Annotated in this window: 26 protein-coding genes and 1 other annotated feature; of the genes, 2 read left to right on the forward strand and 24 right to left on the reverse strand. The window is 39.1% G+C overall.

The features are described 5' to 3' along the window. Positions 1–85 precede the first annotated feature (85 nt). The 10 genes from ACIQVU_RS11355 to ACIQVU_RS11400 form a co-directional block, all read right to left on the reverse strand. Entirely contained in the window at positions 86–733 is a 648-nt protein-coding gene (locus ACIQVU_RS11355) for a helix-hairpin-helix domain-containing protein (protein WP_402895577.1), read from the reverse strand. 194 nt (positions 734–927) lie between these two features. After that, a complete protein-coding gene (locus ACIQVU_RS11360) occupies positions 928–1,668 on the reverse strand; it encodes a class I SAM-dependent DNA methyltransferase (RefSeq protein WP_340806600.1) in 741 nt (246 codons plus the stop codon). Positions 1,669–1,670: 2 nt separating this feature from the next. Further along, on the reverse strand, positions 1,671–2,015 hold the full coding sequence (gene rsfS, locus ACIQVU_RS11365) for a ribosome silencing factor (RefSeq protein ID WP_402895581.1): 345 nt from the start codon (positions 2,013–2,015) through the stop codon (positions 1,671–1,673). After that, the gene (gene yqeK, locus ACIQVU_RS11370) at positions 2,012–2,584 is read right to left on the reverse strand and encodes a bis(5'-nucleosyl)-tetraphosphatase (symmetrical) YqeK (RefSeq protein WP_340806604.1); all 573 of its coding nucleotides are present in this window, start codon (positions 2,582–2,584) and stop codon (positions 2,012–2,014) included. Before yqeK ends, rsfS begins: the two co-directional genes overlap by 4 nt. After that, on the reverse strand, positions 2,553–3,143 hold the full coding sequence (locus ACIQVU_RS11375) for a nicotinate-nucleotide adenylyltransferase (RefSeq protein WP_340806605.1): 591 nt from the start codon (positions 3,141–3,143) through the stop codon (positions 2,553–2,555). The genes yqeK and ACIQVU_RS11375 overlap by 32 nt, the downstream gene beginning before the upstream one ends. 9 nt (positions 3,144–3,152) lie before the next feature. Beyond that, positions 3,153–3,455 (reverse strand): ribosome assembly RNA-binding protein YhbY, encoded by a 303-nt coding sequence (gene yhbY, locus ACIQVU_RS11380; RefSeq protein ID WP_340806606.1) that lies wholly within the window; start codon positions 3,453–3,455, stop codon positions 3,153–3,155. Between the two features lie 5 nt (positions 3,456–3,460). Then, a complete protein-coding gene (gene aroE, locus ACIQVU_RS11385) occupies positions 3,461–4,291 on the reverse strand; it encodes a shikimate dehydrogenase (RefSeq protein WP_402895587.1) in 831 nt (276 codons plus the stop codon). 21 nt (positions 4,292–4,312) lie between these two features. Next, positions 4,313–5,416, reverse strand: coding sequence for a ribosome biogenesis GTPase YqeH (gene yqeH, locus ACIQVU_RS11390; RefSeq protein WP_402895589.1), 1,104 nt, complete (start codon positions 5,414–5,416; stop codon positions 4,313–4,315). Continuing rightward, complete coding sequence (locus tag ACIQVU_RS11395) at positions 5,413–5,934, reverse strand: YqeG family HAD IIIA-type phosphatase (protein ID WP_340806609.1); 522 nt, start codon at positions 5,932–5,934, stop codon at positions 5,413–5,415. Before ACIQVU_RS11395 ends, yqeH begins: the two co-directional genes overlap by 4 nt. A 36-nt stretch (positions 5,935–5,970) precedes the next feature. Then, entirely contained in the window at positions 5,971–6,753 is a 783-nt protein-coding gene (locus ACIQVU_RS11400) for a phosphatidylserine decarboxylase (RefSeq protein ID WP_340806610.1), read from the reverse strand. A gap of 136 nt (positions 6,754–6,889) precedes the next feature. Between ACIQVU_RS11400 and pssA the strand changes: the two genes are divergently transcribed. Next, positions 6,890–7,390 (forward strand): CDP-diacylglycerol--serine O-phosphatidyltransferase, encoded by a 501-nt coding sequence (pssA, locus tag ACIQVU_RS11405; protein WP_340806612.1) that lies wholly within the window; start codon positions 6,890–6,892, stop codon positions 7,388–7,390. An 87-nt stretch (positions 7,391–7,477) separates the two neighbouring features. After that, positions 7,478–8,185, forward strand: coding sequence for an RNA polymerase sporulation sigma factor SigK (gene sigK / locus ACIQVU_RS11410; protein WP_340806614.1), 708 nt, complete (start codon positions 7,478–7,480; stop codon positions 8,183–8,185). A 260-nt stretch (positions 8,186–8,445) separates the two neighbouring features. On the opposite strand, the gene mtnN is transcribed toward sigK, so the two are convergent. The 14 genes from mtnN to hpaB form a co-directional block, all read right to left on the reverse strand. Then, positions 8,446–9,138 carry a 5'-methylthioadenosine/S-adenosylhomocysteine nucleosidase gene (gene mtnN / locus ACIQVU_RS11415; RefSeq protein WP_402895594.1) on the reverse strand — a complete coding sequence of 231 codons (693 nt, stop codon included), beginning with the start codon at positions 9,136–9,138 and terminating at the stop codon, positions 8,446–8,448. Between the two features lie 143 nt (positions 9,139–9,281). Next, a complete protein-coding gene (locus ACIQVU_RS11420) occupies positions 9,282–9,950 on the reverse strand; it encodes a YrrS family protein (RefSeq protein ID WP_340806616.1) in 669 nt (222 codons plus the stop codon). A gap of 152 nt (positions 9,951–10,102) precedes the next feature. Beyond that, positions 10,103–10,591, reverse strand: a complete 489-nt coding sequence (greA, locus tag ACIQVU_RS11425) for a transcription elongation factor GreA (RefSeq protein WP_053996239.1) — start codon at positions 10,589–10,591, stop codon at positions 10,103–10,105. A 176-nt stretch (positions 10,592–10,767) separates the two neighbouring features. Next, complete coding sequence (gene udk / locus ACIQVU_RS11430; protein ID WP_340806619.1) at positions 10,768–11,406, reverse strand: uridine kinase; 639 nt, start codon at positions 11,404–11,406, stop codon at positions 10,768–10,770. Further along, positions 11,407–12,687 (reverse strand): peptidase U32 family protein, encoded by a 1,281-nt coding sequence (locus ACIQVU_RS11435; protein ID WP_340806620.1) that lies wholly within the window; start codon positions 12,685–12,687, stop codon positions 11,407–11,409. Positions 12,688–12,701: 14 nt separating this feature from the next. Beyond that, positions 12,702–13,634, reverse strand: coding sequence for a peptidase U32 family protein (locus ACIQVU_RS11440; protein ID WP_340806622.1), 933 nt, complete (start codon positions 13,632–13,634; stop codon positions 12,702–12,704). Positions 13,635–13,639: 5 nt separating this feature from the next. Continuing rightward, a complete protein-coding gene (locus ACIQVU_RS11445; RefSeq protein ID WP_340806624.1) occupies positions 13,640–14,272 on the reverse strand; it encodes an O-methyltransferase in 633 nt (210 codons plus the stop codon). A 584-nt stretch (positions 14,273–14,856) separates the two neighbouring features. Next, positions 14,857–15,984, reverse strand: a complete 1,128-nt coding sequence (gene mltG / locus ACIQVU_RS11450; RefSeq protein ID WP_402895600.1) for an endolytic transglycosylase MltG — start codon at positions 15,982–15,984, stop codon at positions 14,857–14,859. A gap of 150 nt (positions 15,985–16,134) precedes the next feature. Continuing rightward, positions 16,135–16,662 (reverse strand): DUF1292 domain-containing protein, encoded by a 528-nt coding sequence (locus ACIQVU_RS11455; RefSeq protein WP_340806626.1) that lies wholly within the window; start codon positions 16,660–16,662, stop codon positions 16,135–16,137. Between the two features lie 149 nt (positions 16,663–16,811). Next, positions 16,812–17,120 carry a DUF1292 domain-containing protein gene (locus ACIQVU_RS11460; protein ID WP_016994165.1) on the reverse strand — a complete coding sequence of 103 codons (309 nt, stop codon included), beginning with the start codon at positions 17,118–17,120 and terminating at the stop codon, positions 16,812–16,814. Positions 17,121–17,138: 18 nt separating this feature from the next. Beyond that, positions 17,139–17,555 carry a Holliday junction resolvase RuvX gene (gene ruvX / locus ACIQVU_RS11465; protein ID WP_340806627.1) on the reverse strand — a complete coding sequence of 139 codons (417 nt, stop codon included), beginning with the start codon at positions 17,553–17,555 and terminating at the stop codon, positions 17,139–17,141. 2 nt (positions 17,556–17,557) lie between these two features. After that, entirely contained in the window at positions 17,558–17,824 is a 267-nt protein-coding gene (locus ACIQVU_RS11470; RefSeq protein ID WP_004226839.1) for an IreB family regulatory phosphoprotein, read from the reverse strand. Positions 17,825–17,913: 89 nt separating this feature from the next. Beyond that, positions 17,914–20,574: an alanine--tRNA ligase gene (gene alaS, locus ACIQVU_RS11475; RefSeq protein WP_340806633.1), complete on the reverse strand. Its 2,661-nt coding sequence runs from the start codon at positions 20,572–20,574 to the stop codon at positions 17,914–17,916. A 66-nt stretch (positions 20,575–20,640) separates the two neighbouring features. Next, positions 20,641–20,856 (reverse strand) — a binding site (T-box leader). An 84-nt stretch (positions 20,857–20,940) separates the two neighbouring features. Further along, positions 20,941–22,374, reverse strand: a complete 1,434-nt coding sequence (gene hpaB / locus ACIQVU_RS11480; protein WP_340806634.1) for a 4-hydroxyphenylacetate 3-monooxygenase, oxygenase component — start codon at positions 22,372–22,374, stop codon at positions 20,941–20,943. Between the last annotated feature and the right edge of the window lie 98 nt (positions 22,375–22,472).

The following is a 22,472-nucleotide window of genomic DNA, read 5'->3' on the forward strand; positions in this document are numbered from 1 at the left end:
TGACTACCTCCGAAAATATCCAAGTTAAGTGCTTGTTTTCTACTCTAGTGTAGCCCTTTTGGAAAAGACGCGTCAATATCACTCGTTACTTTACGGTAATCAAATCCTTGAGCTTTTCAAAGGTTTTATCACCAATGCCACTAATGTTCTTCATATCCTCAATCGTTTGGAAGCTACCATTTTCCTCTCGATAAGCGAGAATGCTTTGAGCTTTAGACGGACCGATGCCAGGCAATGTTGTTAATGCTACTGCATCTGCTTGATTGATATTGATTTTTTGCTCCTTACTATTACTCTCCGTCTGTGCTGTTCCATGTACAGGCATTGTTAAAATAGCAGAAGCAATGTCATCTAGCTTCTCACCCTTTATTGGTATATAAATAACCATTTCATCCTGTACTTTTTGCGCGTGATTAATAAGCTGGGTGTCAGCATCCTGTGTGTAGCCACCTGCAAGCTGTACAGCGTCGATAATGCGCTGATCTGGCTGTAGCTCGTAAACACCTGGATGCATGACAGCGCCCTTTATATCTACAAATACCTGCTGCTCAACCGCTTCCTCAGCAGGTTCAGTATCCTTGATTTCTTCAATAGGTTGGATTTGTTCGATAAGCTCTTCTTGGGGAGGTGAAGAGTTAACATTTGAAAAATAGAAGTAAAAAATGCCACTGACTACTAGTACGCTGGGGAATAGCATACTTTTTCTATACTTTTGCCATAAGGTTTGGAACATCGTACCATCCTTTCATTGCAAAAGGTAATCATATGGAGTTAACTCCATCATACACGATCATGTGTTTGTTGAAAAGATGTCATGATCGTCTTTATTGAGCGAATTTTTGTCATGCTATCCGTCACTTTGCTCTCTCTATCCGTCTACAAAATAAAAAGCCACACTGCACCATCACAGTGTGACCACTTCTCTTCTTATTTCACTGCACGAATAAAAATGCGCTCGCTGTCATCTTCGGGTGCATCAGCCGTAAAGTCTGCTGTTATTTCCACATCGCTAAAGCCAATTGCACGAAGCCAAGTCATATATTGTGTGACTGGGAAAGTTCGCTGAATATGCTCCTCATCAAAGCGTTCGTATAAATCACTGGCAGACTCTCGTACATAAAAGGTCATTTGATGAATCACAGAATGCTCAACATCACCAGGCTCTGTATGCCATACATAGCTAATATCACCATCATCATATGTAAACGGCCCATCTAAAAAGATTTCAGTCATTTTAAATAATGAGTGGACATCGAAAAATAGCTGACCCCCATCTCGTAAAGCATTATAAATACGCGCTAATGTTGTATAAACAGCCTGCTCCTCCACAATATAATTGAGGGAGTCAATCGCAATTGTCACAACATCCAGCGCCTCAAAGCCTTCTAACTCATCCATTGACATACAATACAGCGGCACACTATATCCTACATTTGCAAAGCGCGCTGCTGCAATGGATAGCATTTCCTCTGATAAATCAAGTCCGCTGACCTGATAGCCAGCCTGTGCAAATAACAAGCTTAGTACACCCGTACCACAACCAATATCTAATAATGTCGGATATTGATCGCTTGGTGCATGCTGTACAACCCAATCTACATAACGATTGTAAGGAATATCAGTTTGTAGCTTATCATAAACATATGCAAAGCGTTCGTAACTACTCACACTTAAGCCTCTGGCATGTCTAGTTGCGGTGCATCGCCCCATAGACGCTCTAAATTATAATAAACACGCTCATCCTTATGGAATATATGCGCTACTACATCGCCTAAGTCTACAAGCACCCAACGAGCTGCATCAAAGCCCTCTATACGGCGGATTTCATAGCCTTGCTGTTCAGCGATATCTTGTAATTCACGAGCAATTGCTTGCACTTGGCGATCTGAATTACCATGTGCAATGATAAAATAATCCGCTAAAAGAGAAATGCCCTGCATATTTAATACGACAATATCCTCACCATGTTTATCGTCGATTGCTTTGTACGTTGCTTGTAATAAAGTTGAAGTCATCCTTCACTATCCTCTCTGTTCATTATATCGTTATAACATTCTATTGATAACGGATAAATGGGCTGCTTTGTGTCAATTAAAAAAGCCAATGTATGGCGTACACATGCACTAACCGCCTTATCCAAATTTTTTTTCGCCTTTTTTCGCAAACGATCAACACCATCAAATCGACGGTTTGGTTCAATCATATCTGCGACAAAAATAATTTTTTCTAAACGGCTCATATGAGCGCGTCCTGTTGTATGGAAACGAATAGCATTCAACAGCTCTTCGTCTGTGATACCAAACTCACTTTGTGCGATATATGCACCCACTGGACCGTGTAGTAATTCACTACCCCAGCCAAGGAGTCTTGCATCTAAATGTTGATCACGAACGATATTCTCCATCCATTCAATGTCTGCATATTTCGCAATATCATGGAGGATTGCGGCTGTTTCGGCTTTTTTCACATCTTCGCCATACTTTTGTGCTAACTCGATTGCGGTTTCCATTACACCGATTGTATGAATATAACGTTTTTCAGGCATTCTTGGCTTAATCGCTGCTAAATACTGCTCGCGTCCCATAAAGACCTTCCTCTCGTATATAAGCTTCCACTGCTTCTGGTAGTAACAATGTGACGGTTCCACCAGTTGCAAGACGTTGACGAATCAGTGTGGACGATAAATCGATTTGAGGCACTTCCACCATACATATAGGATACGCCGTTTTAGCAGCTGTCCCTGGACGCTTTACACCAACAAATTGCACAAGCTTTACTAACTCATCGATACAATACCAGGTATGAAGTGAATCAATCATATCGCCACCAATAATAAAGTAAAACTGCACATGTGGCTCTCGCCTGCACAATGCTGACAGCGTTTTATAAGAATAGGATACGCCGCCCTTTTCCACCTCATACGCCTCTATTGAAAAATAAGGGAATGGCTGAATGGCACGCTTTAGCATTTCCAGCCGTTCGATATTGCCAGCATCATTGTGGATGTGCTTATGTGGTGGGATGGCATTGGGCATAAAGCGGATTTCGTCAAGCTCTAGCGCATGGTAAACCTCATTTGCCATCAATAAATGCCCCATATGCGGTGGATTAAATGTGCCCCCTAATAAACCGACCCGTTTCATTGCTTCACCTTACTTTGCTGCTTTTGGTAAGACAATCTTTTTATGATTGCGTGATTCTTTATATAAAACAACTGTAAGACCAATTAATTGGACAAGCTCTGCATGTGCGCCCTTTGCAAGCGCTTCTGCAACAGCATGTTTATCTTCTTCACAGTTATCTAAAATACGCACTTTAATTAGCTCACGTACTTCTAATGCCTCACGAATTTGCTTTGTCATTTCATCATTAACGCCGCCTTTTCCCACTTGGAAAATAGGTGTTAAATGGTGTGCTTCCGCACGTAAAAAACGTTTTTGTTTACCTGTTAACATAAAAATTAGTTTCCTCCTAATTGCGCCTTTAACTGCACAATCATTGAATTTGTATTTGGATAGCTTCCTAGCCAGTGCTCAAAGGCAATTGCTCCCTGATGCACAAACATGCCTAAGCCTGTGACAATTGTTGCTCCCTGTTCTTCTGCCGCTTGTAAAAAAGGCGTCATTAATGGATTATACACAATATCTGCAACAATTGCTTCTGTTGTAAGCCGATCTAACGAAAATGGCATTGAAAAATTGCCCGTAGCAAGACCAGCCGATGTCATTTGCACAATAATGCTGAAATCAGCTAATGTTTCCTCCGCTTCTTGTAATGACATTGCACGGCCCATTTCCATCTCATCCACAATCGCTTGTGCATTTGCCACTGTGCGATTAGCAATTGTTAAATCGCAATAGCCTTGCTGCTGCATTGCAAAGGCAATGCCACGCGCAGCACCGCCAGCACCAACAAGCAGCACAGGTCTATTTTTATGGTCTGTACCAACAGCCTCCTCTAATGAGCGTACAAAGCCTATTCCATCTGTATTATAGCCTTTCAGCTTGCCTTCTTGTGTACGCACCACCGTATTAACAGCACCCATTTTTTGTGCCAGCTCATCCAGCTCATCTAAATAGGGAATAATCGCTGTTTTATGCGGGATTGTAACATTCCAGCCGCTTGCCCCTAATGTTTTTAAACCTGCAACGGCTGATGCTAGCTGGTGAGGCGATACATGGATAGGAATATATGTTGCATCAATACCCATCTCCTCAAACCAGGCATTGTGCATAGCTGGTGATTTAGAATGTTCAATCGGATCACCAATAACTGCAAACCATTTTTTCATGCTCTAACTCCTTTGCTCTCTTTAAATAAGTGAAGGACGAATGGACACTTGCACACCTTTTGGCGCATACGCTGCAACAACAACATTGGCATGCTGAACAGTAATCCAGCCTAACCCAGAAATCACCACATCCGTTTTAGCTTCTTTAATGGAAAATTCATGGCGCACAAGTGGTGGTAGCTGGGCAATAAAATCGGCTGTTGGTGGTGCTAGCAGCTCTCCTTTATGCTCTGCATACAATGTATCTGCTTTCTCAAGCTTTGTCCGATGAATTGGCAAATCATTGGCTACATGTACAGTAAATGCAGAGCGATCTCCCTGAATAAAATCAAATCTCGCCAATGCCCCAATAAATAAGGTTTGTCCTGCATTTTGCTGGTAGACCTTTGGCTTAATTTCTTTTTTCGGCATAATATATTTTAATTCACTAGCATCAATATGATGAGCCATTTGATGGTGATTAATAATACCAGGTGTATCATATAATGCACTACCATCATCCAATGGAATCTCAATCATATCTAAAGTCGTGCCTGGGAAATGGGATGTTGTAATCACTTCACCCTCCCCTGTAGCCTGTTTAATAATACGATTAATAAATGTGGATTTCCCAACATTTGTACAGCCAACAACATAAACATTGCGTCCTTGACGGTACTCGTCGATAGCTTCCATTGCTTCCACCATGCCTTTGCCTTTATGGGCACTGACTAATAGGACATCTACAGGCTGAAGCCCTAGCGCCTTTGCTTCACGCTTTAGCCAGTTAATCACCTTTTTCGGCTTTACAGACTTTGGCAATAAATCAGCTTTATTGGCAATTAATAAGACAGGATTTTTACCGACAAATCGGTGTAACCCAGGTAGCCAGCTTCCATTAAAATCAAAAATATCAACAATTTTTACGATTAAGCCCTGCTGTGTACCAAGACCATTTAAAATACGTAAAAAGTCATCATCTGTTAATGACACTGGTTGAATTTCATTATAATTTTTCAAACGGAAGCAACGCTGGCAAATGACCACATCCTTTTCTAATGATGATGGGGGTGCATACCCAACTGCTGTTTGATCTTCTGTTTGAATCGTTGTACCACAGCCAATACAATTTGGCATTTCAATCATTCTTGTTCCTCCCAAGTTATTATTCCTTTACGTTTTAAATCATTAAACACGCGACGTTCGACAAAGCGATTAAACTTTGTCACAAGCCCGTCCGATTGTGCAACAGGCTTCACTAATACGGTATATAATCCTAAGCGATTGGCACCCATCACATCTGTAAGCAGCTGATCGCCCACCATCACAATTTCATTAGGACGTAAGCCTAATTGAATAATGGCACTATAAAAAGCATTGCGAAGCGGCTTTTTGGCTTTATGAATATACGGGATGCCTAATGGCTCAGCAAAATGTTTCACACGCGCCTCATTGTTATTCGATGCAATAATAACACGAATACCTGATTCTTTCATAATGCGCAGCCAGATCGTCAGCTCCTCTGTTGCATCTGCGCGATCCCATTCTACAAGCGTATTGTCTAAATCTGTAATGATGCCTTTAATCCCTAATTCTTGTAGTTTTTCTGGTGTAATAGCAAAAATATTTGTGACAAATTCATTTGGTAATAAAAAATTGTACAAAATAGCGACCCCTAATCTTAACGTATTATTCGACCATTATAGCATATTTGCGAAGGCTTCACCCATTCGAATTGGGCTTCCTTGCACAACATTATCTGTAAACTCAATCGCACCTTTTTCAAATAACATCACAACGGTTGAGCCAAATGAAAAATAACCAACTTCCTGCCCCTTACGCCATTTGGATGTGGTATTTGTTAGCACAATGGAATTCACAAACGTAGCACCCACTTTGATAAAGGCAACATGCTGATTGTTGGTAGCTTTCAACTCTGTTACTAAACGGTAATTATGCGAAATTGGTTTTTTACCGTATGTAAGACCTAATTGATTTACAGGATACGATTTTTGCCCTAGTGTATATTGACGAATAACCTCCCCATCAATTGGGCTATGGATGCGATGATAATCAGCAGGACTTAAATAAAAGACAATAAAATGACCATCCGCATATTGCGCAGCACGTTCTGTATTGCCAAGTAAATCCTGTAATGCATAGGGCTTACCTTTTACAAGAAATGTCATATCCCATTCAATACGTCCAAAGGATTCCACTTTGGCATCTACAGGACTAGCATAGATCATTGGATTTTCTTCAATTGGTCGAGCATCCTCCAGCAGCTCTCTTGTAAAAAAATCGTGTAAACATGAAAATTGTTGTGGTTTTTTTGAAACTTCTTCAAGGTTAATATCGTATAGTTTCATATAGCTTGGAATAATGCGTTTACTCCACCTTGCCTTTGCAATTGCTTGCAAAAGATGAGAGGATTGCTTACCATTCGTTAGTTCTATTAAGCTTTGGTATAGTTTTTCTTTCATATCTGTAAAACCCCTATCTATTAATTTAGACTGTCAATTTTTTTGCATTCGAAGTATAATGGTATAATATCTTAAGTCAAAGGAGTGATCCCCCTTGTTTTTTTATCACAAGTTGGTGGATACCACGGTTAAGAAAATGAAATCGCACGCAGCTAACTTCATCACAATTAGTAATATGTCCTTTGGAGGAGCGGCTATTATGGCCACTTTACATGAATATTATAGCTATAGTGTCTTGTTTATCTTTATTGCAGCGCTTCTTGATCGCTACGATGGTAAGGTAGCGAGAGCGCTTGGACAAGTGTCTGAGTTAGGTAAACAATTAGATTCTATGAGTGATATTATATCATTTGGTGTGGCGCCTGCATTATTAATGTATGAAGTTGTTTTAGTTGATTTTGGTTTTGTCGGTATGATGATGACCATCTTATTTATTGTCTGTGGTGCAATGCGGTTAGCTCGCTTTAATATTAGCGATACAAACGGCTATTTCACAGGCTTACCAATTACAGCTGCAGGTACGTTCTTAACATTAACGTATTTTGCAGTAGGTACGTTCCACCCGGCATTTTATCTTTTCCTTTTTCCCATTTTAGCTTTATTGATGATCAGTACATTTACACTAAAAAAAGTGTAACAGCACATTTGCTGTTGCACTTTTTTTCATTTCCCGCTGCTTTTAAACATATACTGTCGAAAAATGGGGAAAGGATGACATCATTCAATGAGCGGAATTTTTACATCTATGTTGCAGTTATGGTTTGAGCTTCCTGCATTACTTGGCTATTTAAAGGGGCAAACATTCCATAAACCCTTTTCAAAAGAAGAGGAAGCTGCTTGTATTGAACGATTTTTAGGTGGTGATGAGCAGGCACGTCTTGACCTAATAGAGCGTAATATGAGGCTTGTTGCGCATGTCGTAAAAAAATTCCATCCAAAGCATGAGCAGCTTGATGATTATATTTCAATTGGCACAATTGGTCTTATGAAGGCTGTAGAAAGCTATACGCCTGATAAAAAAACAAGGCTTGCCACATATGCCGCACGCTGTATTGAAAATGAAATATTAATGCATCTACGCACACAGAAAAAAGTACAAAAAGATGTTTCATTGTTTGAACCAATTGGTACGGATAAAGACGGCAATGCTTTGCAAATTCGAGATTTACTACAATGTGATGAGGAAAGTGCTACAGAAAAGCTTGAGCATAAGGAGCATGTTGCACAGCTCTATCGCTATTTAGATATGCTTGATGAACGTGAACTCGAAATTGTCACACTTCGCTATGGTTTAAATCAGCAGGACGCACTTACACAAAAGGAAATTGCTGCCCGCTTAAATATTTCTCGTAGCTATGTATCTCGTATTGAAAAGCGAGCGCTTATCAAACTCTATCAATTATATAAACGCGATCAAAAATCGATTGAATAGCCCGCATATAAAAAGCTCCCTTGCAACCATCACAAGGGAGCCTTTCTTATTCTACATCGTTCTAGTGCGTTGATTCTGTTAATTCCACTGAAATCAGTGAGCCGATTAAGGCTGTAATAATCACAACACCCGCTGTTAAAAATAACATACTAACTACCTCCCATAAAGAGATTCCTTGCTAATAGTGTAGCATGTATCATTTCGATAAACTGTGATTTTTCTCACAGAGAAAACAGCACATTTTGACTATTTTGTGTAGTTTATAAAGCGGTAATGGCCTTTAGCACGACCTGTGTTGAATGCTTTGCAGCAATTGGTAAAAATTCATCAAAGCTAATATTTGATTCCTTCCCTGCAATATCTGATAGCGCGCGAATAACAACAAAAGGTGTCGCGAATTGATAGCATACTTGTGCAACCGCAGCCGCTTCCATTTCTACAGCTTTCATTTGAGGAAAATGACGACGTACAGTTTCTACGTGCACAGGATCATGCATAAACGTATCCCCTGAGCAGATTAAACCAATGCCATACTGACGCTCGCCTACAGCCTTTACAGCCTCCTCAGCAACCTTTATTAAGCCCTCATCTGATGGATAGGCTGCTGGCATCCCTGCCATTTGTCCAATTTCATAGCCAAATATTGTAACATCTACATCATGATGACGTACTTCATCCGAAATAACGACTGCACCAACCTCAAGATTCTCATCATAGCCACCTGCAGAGCCTGTATTAATGACAACATCAGGCTTAAATTCATGTAAAAGTATTGTCGTGGACATAGCAGCATTTACTTTACCAATACCACTTTTCAATAAGACAACTTCCTTACCCTCATATGTACCTGTTGTATATTCACTGCCTGCAATCGTTGTACTTTGCGCATCGTTTAATGCTGCACGTAGTAGCTCTACTTCTTCTTCCATTGCGCCAATTACTGCTATTTTCATGTTTTTATTTCTTCCCTTCTTTATTATGCTTTTGTTATCAATTATGCCTCGACAACATTGCATGCGCCAGAGGCTTTAACCTATTCAGTAAACGGCAAAGCATTCACTGAATAAGTTAAAAGTAAGCAAAGACATGATTTTCGTTAATAGGCGCCTTCTAATGTATTGAGTTGCTCAAGCTTTACAGGCAACCAGCCTTCATTATCTACCCATTCCATGCTCACACGATATATTTGCGATTTATCATTTGTGGAAACAACAGCCAATGTTGAATTAGGACCACCATTATTTTGCATACGCCAAATAATCATATTGCTTTCATCAATGCCTGTTACCGTTGTTACGGTTGCCACCTTTTCAGCCCAGTCCACAGATTTATCATCATAAGAAGATACATGCTGTCCTGTTTGTGTTGTAGGCGTTGGTTGCCAATGTTTACTTGTAATCACCTTATCAACGATTGGGTCATCCGATGTAGATTCTTCTAGTGTATCTTGCTTATCCTGAGGTGCTTCAGGCTCTACCTCTGATTCCTCCTCTAGAGGTTCTTCATCTACCGCAATATCTTGATCGTCCTCTTTAATAGGCTCTTCATCAACATCCTTCTGGTCTTCTTTATCACCGCTCTTTGCCTCTTGTTGCGGTTCATCCTTTGTTGCTTGTTCTGCATCATCTTGCCATTTAAACACATAGGTTGCCGTTAGTATAATTAGTACGACTACAATACCAATTAAAACATTTAATAGTTTATCTAGCTTTTTATTACGAGATGGCTGCAAATGACGACTACTACGAGTTTGTCGTTCACTCATAATATTTCCCCCTCTCTAGCCAATATTCTATCAAGTTCGACAGCACTTGCAAAATAATTATACCCATAATTTCAATCCTGCCAATGAAAGCATATAAAAAGCAGCCAGCCTTTCTAACAAAAGAAAGACCAACCGCTTGTACATCTACATCATTATTTAATAGAAAGAATTTTTACTTTCATTTCGCCACCAGGTGTTTGGATTGCTACTTCTTCACCTTCACCACGCCCAAGCAGACCTTTAGCAATTGGAGATTCATTAGAAATACGGAATTCCATCGGGTCCGCTTCTGCTGAACCTACAATTGTGTATGATTCTTCCTCTGTTGATGGCTTACCATTAATAATTTCAACAAATGTAACCGTTTTCCCTAATGATACAACACTGTTATCTGTTTCATCCTCAGAAATAATTACAGCATTACGAATCATTGATTTTAATGTAGAGATACGTCCTTCTAAAAAGGCTTGCTCCTCTTTTGCTGAATCGTACTCAGCATTTTCAGAAAGGTCACCGAAATCACGTGCTATTTTAATACGTTCTACGATTTCCTTACGTGTTTCCGTTTCTAATTTCACTAATTCTTCTTCTAATTTACGCTTTCCCTCAGCTGTCATTGGGTATTGTTTTTCATTTGCCAAAGTCCTTCACTCCTTATTTCTTCAATATAAAAACATAAAACTCGACTAAATGCTATAGGAGAGCATTTAATCGAATTTTATTATTTTTAAACGTTTTTCAAATTACGCTTTGACCTAATAGTATGCATAGCCTTTTTAAATATGCATGAAAATATTGTCAACACCACTCTATCTTATTACAATACGTTATCAGTTTCAAGAATAGTTTTAATTTTCGTTACCATTAAATCAATCGCAACTTCATTATCCCCACCTTCAGGAATAATAATATCAGCATAACGTTTCGTTGGTTCAATAAATAAATTATGCATTGGACGAACAGCTGTTAAGTATTGTTCAATCACAGAATCCGTTGTACGTCCACGCTCTTTAATATCGCGCATTAAACGGCGAATAATGCGTAAATCCGCATCCGTATCTACAAATAATTTAATATCCATTAAATCTCGTAAACCTGCATCCTCTAACACAAGAATACCTTCTAAAATAATCACATCTACTGGGTCGACATGAATAACGTCCTGCGCTCTTGTATGTTGCACATAATCATAAACAGGCTTGTCGATTGGCTGACGTGCTAATAATTTTTTTATATGCTCAATCAATAAATCATTATCAAAAGCTAATGGATGGTCGTAGTTTGTGCCTAAACGTTCTTCAAATGTTAAATGACTTTGATCTTTATAATAAAAATCTTGTTCAATGACAACTACGGAATGGTTACGGAAAACATCATAAATGGCATGCGTTACACTCGTTTTACCTGAGCATGAGCCTCCCGCAATACCAATAACAACAGGACGCTTCACTACCATTTAGCGATTCTCCTTTCGCATCATGTTATGCGGCTTTAAAGGTGTGTCGCATTTGAATTTCACAATTTGTAATGGATGGCGAGCTGCATCTAAGCTATTCCCATCCTCATCCCATATTTCACCCATTGTAAAGCGGAAGTTGTCGATTTCAGGACCAAAGAACTCCACCTCATCACCAGGTTTAAAATAATTTCGTTGCTGCATTGTAACGATTTTTGTTTCTGGGTCATGATTTAAAATTAAACCAGCAAACTCATAGGTTGTTTTACGACCATGCACACCAAACATTTGCTCCTCAAAGCCAGGTGCATCATGGAAGAATGCTTCCGCTGTATCACGGTTAGCACATTTGTCTAGCTCCTCTAACCACTCACGTTTAATTGTAAAGTTGTCAGGGTCAGCACAATAAGCATCAATCACTTTACGATAAACAGAAACAACTGTTGCCACATAGTGAATCGATTTCATACGACCTTCGATTTTTAACGAATCAATACCAAGCTCAATCATATGAGGAATGGCTTCGATTAATTTTAAATCTTTCGGGCTCATTGCAAAAGGTGCATGATTATCATCGAAAAGCGCTTTCTCTTCGCCCTCTTCCAGCTCATATAAATCATAGTCCCAACGGCATGATTGACAGCAGCCACCACGATTCGAGTCACGAGCTGTCATATGATTGGATAGCACACAGCGACCTGAATAAGCGATACACATCGCACCATGAACAAAAGCCTCGATTTCAATATCGACGTTTTCCTTCATTAGCTTCATTTCTTCGCCACCTACTTCACGCGCTAGTACAACGCGGTGTAAGCCCTCTTCCTTCCAGTATTGCACAGCCTTCCAGTTCGATAATGATTGCTGTGTAGAAAGATGAATTTCAAGCTTAGGTGCTGCTGTACGGCATGTTTCGATAATTAATGGATCTGCTACAATAATACCTGTTACACCGGCAGATTCAATATCTTTTAAGTAATCTTCTAAGCCTGCCATATTTTCGTTGTGTGCAAAAATATTTGTTGTGACATAAATTTTTGCACCATATCGATTAGCAAACTCCACACCTTCACGCATCTCTTCAATCGTAAAGTTATCTGCATTGGAGCGTAAACCAAACTCTTGTCCACCGATAAAAACAGCATCTGCTCCATAATGAACCGCTACTTTTAATTTTTCTAAGCTACCTGCTGGGGCAAGTAGCTCTGGTTTTTTTGTAATGACACGTTTACCGTCGACAATCTCACGGATTTTGTCATTTTGTTCTAATGCTAATGCCATGTTATTGCCTCCTCCTAGTAAACTGTTTCTTTAAAGATAAAGCCTGTATCTAAAGGTCTGATAGCTGGCTGAATCGCTTCAATTTTTGCCAATAACTCATCCTTTATCTCTTCATACGCTTCTTCTGATTCATCAAAATAAGTATCAATAGCTTGACGATAAGCTGCTGTTACTGTGACCACATATTCTGGTGTTTGTAAAACGCCCTCAATTTTTAGCGCATCAATGCCACCTTCAAATAATTCACCAAGCTCATCAATGACGCACATATCATTTGGACTGAAAATGTGTGTGCCATTGACATCCTCATAGATTGGATATTTATTATTGCGCTCATCATCATGCAGGAACATATTGCGATTTTCATGGCGATTCTCAATTTCCATTACTTTATCTTGATATAAGAAATAATGTCCTAGTAATGGGCGTTTTGATTGGAACATACATGTCATCCCATGTACCTGCACTTCAATTTCGACTTCCGCATTTTCCTTAATTTCTAATATTTCATCCAGTGAAAGCTCACGGGCTAAAACGGCACGAGTCGCACCACGCTTGCCCCAATAATTAGCTGTAAACCAGTTCGTAGCAATTGTTTCTGGATTCCAATGTAGTGGAATTGTAACACCTTGCTCACGACGAAGTATTAGAACGGCTGGATCACCATAAATTAAACGATCCACACCGATACGTTGCATTTCTTTTAAATAATTCGCAAGAGCTTCTAGCTTGTCATTATGGAACAGTGCATTGACTGCCACATATACTTTTTTACCTGCTGCATGAATAAGCTTTGTCGCTTCTTCCACTTCATCAACAGAGAATTCTCCTGCTAGTCGTAGACCAAATTGTTGTTCACCAATAACAAAAGCATCTGCTCCAGCATTTAAAAGTGCTTTTATATGTTCTATTGATTGTGGTGTTACAAGCAATTCTGGTTTTTTCATAGTAGTCACCTCTTCAAACATAATAATAAACCATCACCGACTGGTAAAAAAGCACTTGTATAATCGGGGTGCTGCATAATCCATTCTGTGAAGTTTTTTAAATTGCGAATCATTGTACGCTTACGACGTGGTACATCCTTTAACTCTAAATCTGATAAGCCATGCATATACATATTGTCGATATATAGAACACCACCTGATGCTACGAGAGGCGCATATTTTTCAAAAAAGCGCTGATATTGTCCCTTTGCGGCATCAATAAAAACAGCATCAAATGTTGTGTGAATGGCTTGATCATCCACCTCTAAAGCATCTCCCTCAATGACCGTAATGCGATCTGCTACAGCTGAGCGTTCAATATACGCTTTTGCTGCTGTGACACGCTCTGTATCACGCTCAATTGTAACAATTTGCACATTTGGCAATGCCTCTGCCATTCTGATTGCAGAATACCCAATTGCTGTGCCTATTTCTAAAATCTTTGACGGATTTTGAATACGTAACAGCTGATTTAATGCATCAATAGCTGCTAGCTGCATAATTGGTACATGATGCTCCTCCGCATATGCTTCCATTTCTAAAAGCAATGTATTACGTGGCTGGATAAATGATTGTATATATGCATCTGATAATTCCATTGTTTCACCCTCATTTAAAAGGCAACGTGCATTTTGCCGTTGTCTGTACTTCATCATTTAACAAAAAGAAAAAGACCAAACATAAAGTCTTGGTACTTACCCATACAAAAATGAGCAATTGTTTGGATGATGCTCAAACAATTGCCACCACGCATATTTATTCCACATAGCAATGCAGATTGATCAAAAATCACACTTTATAATAGCACGAAAATAGAAGGAAAGCTATTTTTCTTTCCTTCTATCGCATGTTGTCGAAAAACAATTATGTCAATAGCACAACAATGCCTTTTTATAAGGCAAGAGGTTGACCTCCATTATGACCGTGTGGTGTCCGCTAAGCTGCTAGGAGTCACGCAGTCTTCTCTCCAATCAACCATTTTACATAAGCATCCGCTACTTTTTTATAAAAAACAATTGGTCACTGCTATTTCGGTAACAATGACATAGCTACCTCACTTTATTGTCAGTTCAACCATACTGTCATGGTTACTTTACTTTCGTATAGAGCATTTTTCTAGGCAAAAGCGAAGTAAAGCTTAAAACGAAACTTCAATCTACATCATCACACTATATGTTTGTGTTTACTCTGCTTGGCGTAAATATTTTTCAACCTTTTGTAAATGCTCATCATATGTTTTCGAGAAGTGGTTGACACCCTCTTTATCTGCCAAGAAGTAGTAATACTCTGTTTCACTTGGGTTTAATGTTGCCTCAATCGATGTTTTCCCAGCGCCTGCTATAGGGCCAGGTGGTAAGCCTTTATTTTTATAAGTGTTGTAGGCATTATCTACCTCTAAATCTTCATAAAGCACACGATCTTTATGATCGCCAAGTGCATATAAAACAGTCGGGTCTGTTTGCAGTGGCATATCTGTATTCATACGATTATAGAAGACACTTGCAATTGTTTCTCGGTCTGTTTGAGCAGTCGCCTCTTCTTCCAATAATGAAGCAAATGTTAATAACTGATGCACAGACATTTGTTTTTCCGCTAAAATATCATTGTAATTTTTCACCACATTATTCATAGCCGCTACCATTTCTTCTACAATCGCCTCTAAAGATGGCTTTTCTTCATAATAAGAGTAGGTTGCTGGGTATAAATAGCCCTCTAAGTCATAGCGAATATTTTCCGCTAACACAGCCTCTGTCACAAGTTCTGGGTAATTTGCCATCATTTGCTGAACAAATGTATCACTTGTCACTAAATCCATAAATTCCTGCTGTGTATATGGTGTTTTCTTTTCAATAATTTGTCCAATCTGTTCAAGCGTTAACCCTTCAGGAATTGTCATTGTAAAGACAGGCTTACGATATACTTTCCCTGTTTTTAAGCTTTCAATAAGCTCATCAAATGTCATGGCTTGTGTTAAATCATAATTTCCAGCTTGAAATTGAGATTCATTTTTAAATTTTGCATAATATTTAAAGACACGTGCATCTTTAATAACACCTTTTTTCTCTAATAGCGTTGAAATAGAGCTTAAACCAGAACCGATTGGTACCTCAACCGCAATTGTTTTTGTGGCATCAGGATCAAGTGGCTTCAATGCACTTTTAACATAATTGTAGCCAAGTAAGCCACCGATCCCTATAATCAGTACAAAAACAATAGCAGTAATTGCAACGATTTTTCTCACTATTTTTACCTCAGATTTTCTTTCTTGCATTTTTGCAAACATTTCTTGTTTTTTTGAACCGTTATCCACGGGTTTCCCCCCTATCACTATTCAATATCATACTAGAAATCAACTTTCACGACAAACGGAAATCGTCAATTCAGGAGAATTTGCATATGTAAAAAATCTGCCAACAACTTTCGTTAGCAGATTTTTGGGCTTTTATAGAATTTGTTTAAACTATAAAGTGTTTAATACTTCTTCAACAAAATCCCACTCTTCATCTGACTCAATCGGCAATAGCTCTTCAATATGCCCATTTGTTCCAGCAATATATTGTGCAGCAAATACATCTCGTTGATCAATCGGCTCATCCGTTGCTGGTGTATATAAAACATAAGACTTAGCAAATTGCTCAGATGAAAATGTATGCATTACCTCACAAACCTGCTCTGTGCCATCTTCATCTGTTATAGTAATAAACTGTGGCTCTTCCTCAAATTCATCAAGAAGCGTTAAGACAACCTCATTAATCATTTCCCATTCTAAGTCTGTTTCCACAGGTCGTAAATTTATCATTTCCCCAGTATTGTCATCATAATCAAATGTCATTGCGGAAAGGTCCCCTGGCATTTCCTGACCATTGTCATCCAAAATCGAAAATAAAACATAGGATTTTTCCTCAGCATCAAATGTTAATACAACACGACATTGCTGCTTCTTACCATCCTCACTGATAATTGTAAACTCTTGTGCTTCTTCATTCATTTCCGTTCCTCCTTTATTGAATTGAGTGGTTCCTCGCATTTTATGAGCGCTTCCTCTCACTTTTGAGGGGTTTCCCTAGAGCTTCTCCATAAAAAAGGAACAAGGACTGCAAGCTGCGATCCTTGTTCCAAGCCTTAAAATAAAGAAGATTAATCTTCGTATTCGTCCTCTAAAGCGTTTAAAACATCCTCTACCATATCCCACTCGGCTTCTGTTTCGATTGGTGTTAATTCACCATCTTCACCATTTTCAGATGGTACAAATGAAGATACAAAAATTTCAACTGAGCCATCTTCATCTTCCTCTGCGCCTACCATTGAGTAAAATACGTATGATTTGCCGAACTCTGGAGATTCATGAACGTGAATTACTTCACAAAGCTGCTCATTTCCGTTCTCGTCAATCACTGTAATGTGTTGAACATGTAGTTCTTCTTCATGGTTATGCTCGTGTGCCATGCATTGTCACCTCATCAATTAATTTTTGCTATCTAAGTAGCCTTGTAAAATCATCACAGCCGCCATTTTATCAATGACCTGCTTACGCTTTTTGCGACTCACGTCCGCTTCAATTAGCATACGTTCAGCTGCCATTGTTGTTAAACGTTCATCCCATAATGTAACCGGTAGAGAAAAATGTTCTTCTAATAGTTTTTTATAGTGCTCAGAAGCCTCTCCACGTGGTCCAACCGTATTATTCATGTTTTTAGGATATCCTACAACAAATTCTGTAATAGCATACTCCTTTACTAACTGGGCTATACGTTCAATGCCGAATTCTTCGTTAGCTTCATCAATTTTTACGGTTTCAATACCTTGGGCAGTCCACCCTAATGCATCGCTAACAGCAACGCCAACGGTTTTTGACCCAACGTCTAATCCCATAATTCTCATTTCTAGTCCTCGTTATTCTTTTTAATATAAAATTTAACAAGCTCTTCTAAAATTTCATCACGTTCAAGCTTGCGAATTAAATTACGAGCATCCTGATGGCGAGGAATATACGCCGGATCACCAGAAAGTAAGTAACCAACAATCTGATTGATAGGATTATATCCCTTTTCCTCTAATGAAGAATGTACTTTCAACATTACCTGCTTGACTTCCTGTTCCATTGATTCTTCTGGAAAATTAAATTTCATCGTTTGATCAAATGAACTCATGACCAGCACCTCGCTTTCAGAAATAAGGAGATGTGCAAACAAAGCTCATCTCCAATTTCTCTTTATTATAACATGTTTTGGTGAATTAATTAAATGGATTTAACATAATCATACACAGAAAGTAGTGCTTCATCAAGTTTTGATGCATCTTTTGCGCCTGCCATCGCCATATCTGGACGACCGCCGCCTTTACCACCACAAGCTTCAGCTACCATTTTCACAATATTTCCTGCATGATAATTGCCACCAACTAAATCTTTTGATATGCCTGCACATAGCATAACTTTGTCACCATCAACTGCTCCAAGGACAATTACGGCTTTTGGCATTTTCGCTTTTAAGTCATCCATCATTTGACGCAGTTGATTATTATCCTTTGCCTCTACCTTTGTAGCTAGCACTGTCACATCACCAAATGTTTGAGCTGCATCAACAATTGCACCAGCTTGCGCATTGGCAATTTTTTGAGATAATGCTTCATTTTCACGTTGCAATTCTTTATAGTCAGCTTGTAACGCTTGTACTTTTGTCACAATATCTTTCGGATTTGCCTTTAATAATGCTGCTGCATCATTTAATAATGCTTCTTCCTCTTTTATTGTTTCATAAGCCACTTTACCTGTTACTGCTTCAATACGGCGCGTACCTGCACCGATACCACCCTCTGACACAATTTTAAAGAAGCCAATTTCAGAAGAGCGTTTAACATGAATACCACCACATAGCTCAATTGAATACTCTCCAATGGATACAACACGTACAATATCGCCATATTTTTCACCGAATAATGCCATTGCGCCTTTTGCCTTTGCTTCGTCAATGCCCATTTCTTCAATTACGATCTCTATATCATCCCACACTTTTTCATTGACAATACGTTCAATTTGCTGTAATTCCTCTTTTGTTACTTGCCCGAAGTGTGAGAAGTCAAAGCGTAAACGATCAGGCCCTACATATGAACCAGCTTGATTGACATGGTCGCCTAATACATCTTTTAATGCGCGCTGCATAATATGTGTTGCTGTATGGTTTTTAATAATTAAATTGCGGTCATCACGATTGACAACGGCTATGACTGCATCTTCCACATGCATTTCGCCAGATTCAACAACTACAGTATGAAGCGGCTGTCCATTTGGTGCCTTTTGTACATCCTTCACAACAGCTGTAAAGCTATCGTTAGAAATAGTACCACTATCAGCAATTTGACCACCCATTTCAGCATAGAATGGTGTTTCTGCTAAAATAACAAGCGCTTCCTGACCCTCTGAGGCAACTTTTGCTACTTGACCATCAACAATCAACGCCGCGATTTCTGTATTTGCTGTTAATGTATCATAACCAACAAATTCACTTGCAACCGTTAAGTTTGCTAATACTTCATTTTGCACTTGCATCGAATCAACATCTTGGCGAGCTGCACGCGCACGTTCACGTTGTTCCTCCATTGCTGCCTCAAAGCCTTCATGGTCGACCTTCATGCCTACTTCTTCTGCATACTCCTCCGTTAATTCAATTGGGAAGCCATACGTATCATATAAACGGAAAGCATCTGCACCTGGAATATAATCATGTCCAGCTGCTTTTTGTGATTCTACAACCTCATTAAAAATGGCAAGACCACCGTCTAATGTTTCATGGAAGCGAATTTCTTCATTTTTAATAACACGTTGAATAAATTCACATTTTTCCGTTACCTCTGGATAGAAGTCTTCCATAATTTTACCCACAGTTGGCACTAGTTCAAACATAAATGGCTTTTCAATACCGATTTGTTTTGCATAACGAACAGCGCGGCGTAATAAGCGACGCAATACATAGCCACGGCCTTCATTGGATGGAAGCGCACCATCCCCAATCGCAAACGCCACTGTACGAATATGGTCTGCAATCACTTTAAATGGTGTATTAATATCCTCTTCTGAGCCAAAGATTTCATTTAAATCTACTTCATCTGGACGCTTATATTGACGGTTAGCAAATTCCTCAATTTTTTCAATAATCGGCATAAATAAATCCGTATCAAAGTTTGTTGGTACATTTTGCACAACGGATACAATACGCTCTAAGCCCATACCAGTATCAATATTTTGCTTTGGTAGTGGCGTGTAAGTGCCATCAGGATTGTGGTTAAATTGTGAGAACACTAGGTTCCAAATTTCAAGATAGCGCTCATTTTCTCCACCGGGATACATTTCTGGATCATTTTCATCTGAACCATATTCTTCGCCACGGTCATAAAAAATCTCCGAGTTTGGACCTGATGGACCTTCACCAATATCCCAAAAGTTTCCTTCTAAACGAATTAAACGCTCTTCTGGAATGCCAATTTCCTTATGCCAAACATCGTAAGCTTCCTGATCCTCAGGATGAAGTGTAATGGATAATAGCTCAGGGTCAAAGCCCATCCACTTTTTATCCGTTAAAAACTCCCAAGCATAGTGAATTGCTTCCTTTTTGAAATAATCGCCAATCGAAAAATTCCCTAGCATTTCAAAAAATGTATGGTGACGCGCTGTTTTCCCTACGTTTTCAATATCATTTGTACGAATGGATTTTTGCGCATTGGTAATACGTGGATTATCAGGAATCACACGTCCATCAAAATATGGCTTTAATGTAGCAACACCTGAGTTAATCCACAGCAATGATGGATCATTAATGGGCACAAGCGGTGCTGATGGCTCATGATGATGCCCTTTTTCTTTAAAGAATTCTAAATACATACGACGAATATCTACTGCTTTCATGAAAAAAATTCCTCCTAAAATGTTTTGTAAAAATACGATAGATATGCAAAAAAGCCCTCATCCCAATAAAGGGACGAGGACTTGTAACAATCTCGCGGTACCACCCTAGTTGTAAGCATGCAAAAATGCTTACCTCTCTAGCACTTGTAACGTCAGTGAACGGCAGGGATTAGCTGCACTCTGGAGTAGCTTTCGGTATTTGCTATTGTGAGGATTTTTTCAGCCAAGAAATCCCTTTCTTCTACACGCACAAATACGTACTTGTTCCATCATCGTTTTTACTATAGCTCTACCGAAAATTATAAAAAAAATAAGTTCCACTGTCAATCAGCACAATGATAATGAATGCTTCTATATCTTGAGCAATTAATCGCTGTTTAAAAAATCCTCTACTCTTTGCACTAAATGCATACGATTATAGGTTTGATAAAGCATAGATGATAAACGAACAGGATCGCCAAAGAAAAAGCGTTCATACAATGTTTGTCTTGTACCAAAGCTACTCATTGTTAAATCCCAAGCTAAACGGAATTTTTGAACCCGCTTCTCCCCATCATCCTGAAATGATTGTAAGTAGTGTGCAAGATTACCCTCATCCTTGGCAAATGCTTGTGCACTTGGTATAGACATTAAGCCACTTGCGCCAAGTAATTGAATGATTTCCGTAAAGGTCGGATATGCTTTCGGAAAAATTTGAATAGCAACTTGAAGTGTCGCTAGGTTTGGTCGAACAAACCCAAATTGATCTCGCTGTGCTTCGATTTCAGATTTTATTAGCAATGCTTTCATCGTTTCAAGCGTGACGATAATATCGACCACTTTTTGCTGTACATGCTGATAATCGCCAATATTAATGGTATCGACAATGGACTGCACAACGCCTAGCACAAATTCCGTTTTCGCAATTTGACGAGAAAGCACCTGATGTAATGTATAGGCTTTAAAGCCGCTAACATCCATAAAATGATTTGCAACATCCACATTTTCATAATAAAAAACACGTTCCCAAGGGACAACAACATTATCAAATACAACAATGGCATCCATTTCTTCAAAACGAGCACTCAATGGATGATCAAAGATCGAATCCCCACCAACAAAAGATTGTCGACATAAAAACTTTAGACCTTCCGTATTACTTGGTATAGAAAAGCCAAAAGCTTTCCATTCATCATAGCCATTTGTTGATAAGACAAGCAGTTCATCGGTAATTCCGCCTTGTGTTGCAAGCAACCTTGCCCCTTTTATCACTAATCCCTTGCTTGTTTTGCCAACAATTTTAGCAGCAATGGTTACTTCTTCATCTTCAAAATAAAGCCGTTTACGATTAACCTGAGGCTCTATAAAGGTATGTGTCATTGTTAAATCATGCTCACGAGCATCCTCATAAAACTGTTGTAAATGCTCTGGAAAACAATTTGGCTTATCTTTTAAAAAGTCGGATGCTGAGGCTAATGCCATTAATGTTGTATTCATATAATCAGGACTTCTGCCCATAAAACCATGTGAACATAAGGCCCATTCTTGTGCAGCATAACGCCTTTTTACAAGGTCTTCTGGCGTTATCACTTGAAGAAAGGACATCCCGACTCTCTCTTTACTAGTTGGCGATTCATAGGTCATTGTTTCAAGCAGCTCCTGCTGATGTTGTAAATCAAAGAGCTTCGCTTGACTTTGCATAACCCCTTTAAAGGCTGGATGCTCTGACACCTTCCCTGTTATAACGTCCCCATCAATTGAAATATACGACTTTAAAGCATCAATACGGTCAATATATTGCTGTCCTGTTCGAATTGGCATGCTGTCACCCCTAAATAGTTCTATGTTTTTGTACTCATGTAGTATATGAAATAACTAAATAGTAGGTGAATTGCAAAACCCGATCAGCTATATGCTAA

This window comes from Lysinibacillus sp. NPDC098008 (assembly GCF_044760715.1).
In the GTDB taxonomy this organism is placed as follows: domain Bacteria; phylum Bacillota; class Bacilli; order Bacillales_A; family Planococcaceae; genus Lysinibacillus.

Excerpts from the sequence above, each read along its gene's own strand:
- ACIQVU_RS11355 (WP_402895577.1), bottom strand. The coding sequence starts at position 733 with ATGTTCCAAACCTTATGGCAAAAGTATAGAAAAAGTATGCTATTCCCC.
- rsfS (WP_402895581.1), bottom strand. The coding sequence starts at position 2,015 with ATGACTTCAACTTTATTACAAGCAACGTACAAAGCAATCGACGATAAA.
- yqeK (WP_340806604.1), bottom strand. The coding sequence starts at position 2,584 with ATGGGACGCGAGCAGTATTTAGCAGCGATTAAGCCAAGAATGCCTGAA.
- ACIQVU_RS11375 (WP_340806605.1), bottom strand. The coding sequence starts at position 3,143 with ATGAAACGGGTCGGTTTATTAGGGGGCACATTTAATCCACCGCATATG.
- yhbY (WP_340806606.1), bottom strand. The coding sequence starts at position 3,455 with ATGTTAACAGGTAAACAAAAACGTTTTTTACGTGCGGAAGCACACCAT.
- aroE (WP_402895587.1), bottom strand. The coding sequence starts at position 4,291 with ATGAAAAAATGGTTTGCAGTTATTGGTGATCCGATTGAACATTCTAAA.
- yqeH (WP_402895589.1), bottom strand. The coding sequence starts at position 5,416 with ATGATTGAAATGCCAAATTGTATTGGCTGTGGTACAACGATTCAAACA.
- ACIQVU_RS11400 (WP_340806610.1), bottom strand. The coding sequence starts at position 6,753 with ATGAAAGAAAAACTATACCAAAGCTTAATAGAACTAACGAATGGTAAG.
- pssA (WP_340806612.1), top strand. The coding sequence starts at position 6,890 with ATGAAATCGCACGCAGCTAACTTCATCACAATTAGTAATATGTCCTTT.
- sigK (WP_340806614.1), top strand. The coding sequence starts at position 7,478 with ATGAGCGGAATTTTTACATCTATGTTGCAGTTATGGTTTGAGCTTCCT.
- mtnN (WP_402895594.1), bottom strand. The coding sequence starts at position 9,138 with ATGAAAATAGCAGTAATTGGCGCAATGGAAGAAGAAGTAGAGCTACTA.
- ACIQVU_RS11420 (WP_340806616.1), bottom strand. The coding sequence starts at position 9,950 with ATGAGTGAACGACAAACTCGTAGTAGTCGTCATTTGCAGCCATCTCGT.
- udk (WP_340806619.1), bottom strand. The coding sequence starts at position 11,406 with ATGGTAGTGAAGCGTCCTGTTGTTATTGGTATTGCGGGAGGCTCATGC.
- ACIQVU_RS11435 (WP_340806620.1), bottom strand. The coding sequence starts at position 12,687 with ATGGCATTAGCATTAGAACAAAATGACAAAATCCGTGAGATTGTCGAC.
- ACIQVU_RS11440 (WP_340806622.1), bottom strand. The coding sequence starts at position 13,634 with ATGAAAAAACCAGAATTGCTTGTAACACCACAATCAATAGAACATATA.
- ACIQVU_RS11445 (WP_340806624.1), bottom strand. The coding sequence starts at position 14,272 with ATGGAATTATCAGATGCATATATACAATCATTTATCCAGCCACGTAAT.
- ACIQVU_RS11455 (WP_340806626.1), bottom strand. The coding sequence starts at position 16,662 with ATGAATGAAGAAGCACAAGAGTTTACAATTATCAGTGAGGATGGTAAG.
- ACIQVU_RS11460 (WP_016994165.1), bottom strand. The coding sequence starts at position 17,120 with ATGGCACACGAGCATAACCATGAAGAAGAACTACATGTTCAACACATT.
- ruvX (WP_340806627.1), bottom strand. The coding sequence starts at position 17,555 with ATGAGAATTATGGGATTAGACGTTGGGTCAAAAACCGTTGGCGTTGCT.
- ACIQVU_RS11470 (WP_004226839.1), bottom strand. The coding sequence starts at position 17,824 with ATGAGTTCATTTGATCAAACGATGAAATTTAATTTTCCAGAAGAATCA.
- alaS (WP_340806633.1), bottom strand. The coding sequence starts at position 20,574 with ATGAAAGCAGTAGATATTCGTCGTATGTATTTAGAATTCTTTAAAGAA.
- hpaB (WP_340806634.1), bottom strand. The coding sequence starts at position 22,374 with ATGCCAATTCGAACAGGACAGCAATATATTGACCGTATTGATGCTTTA.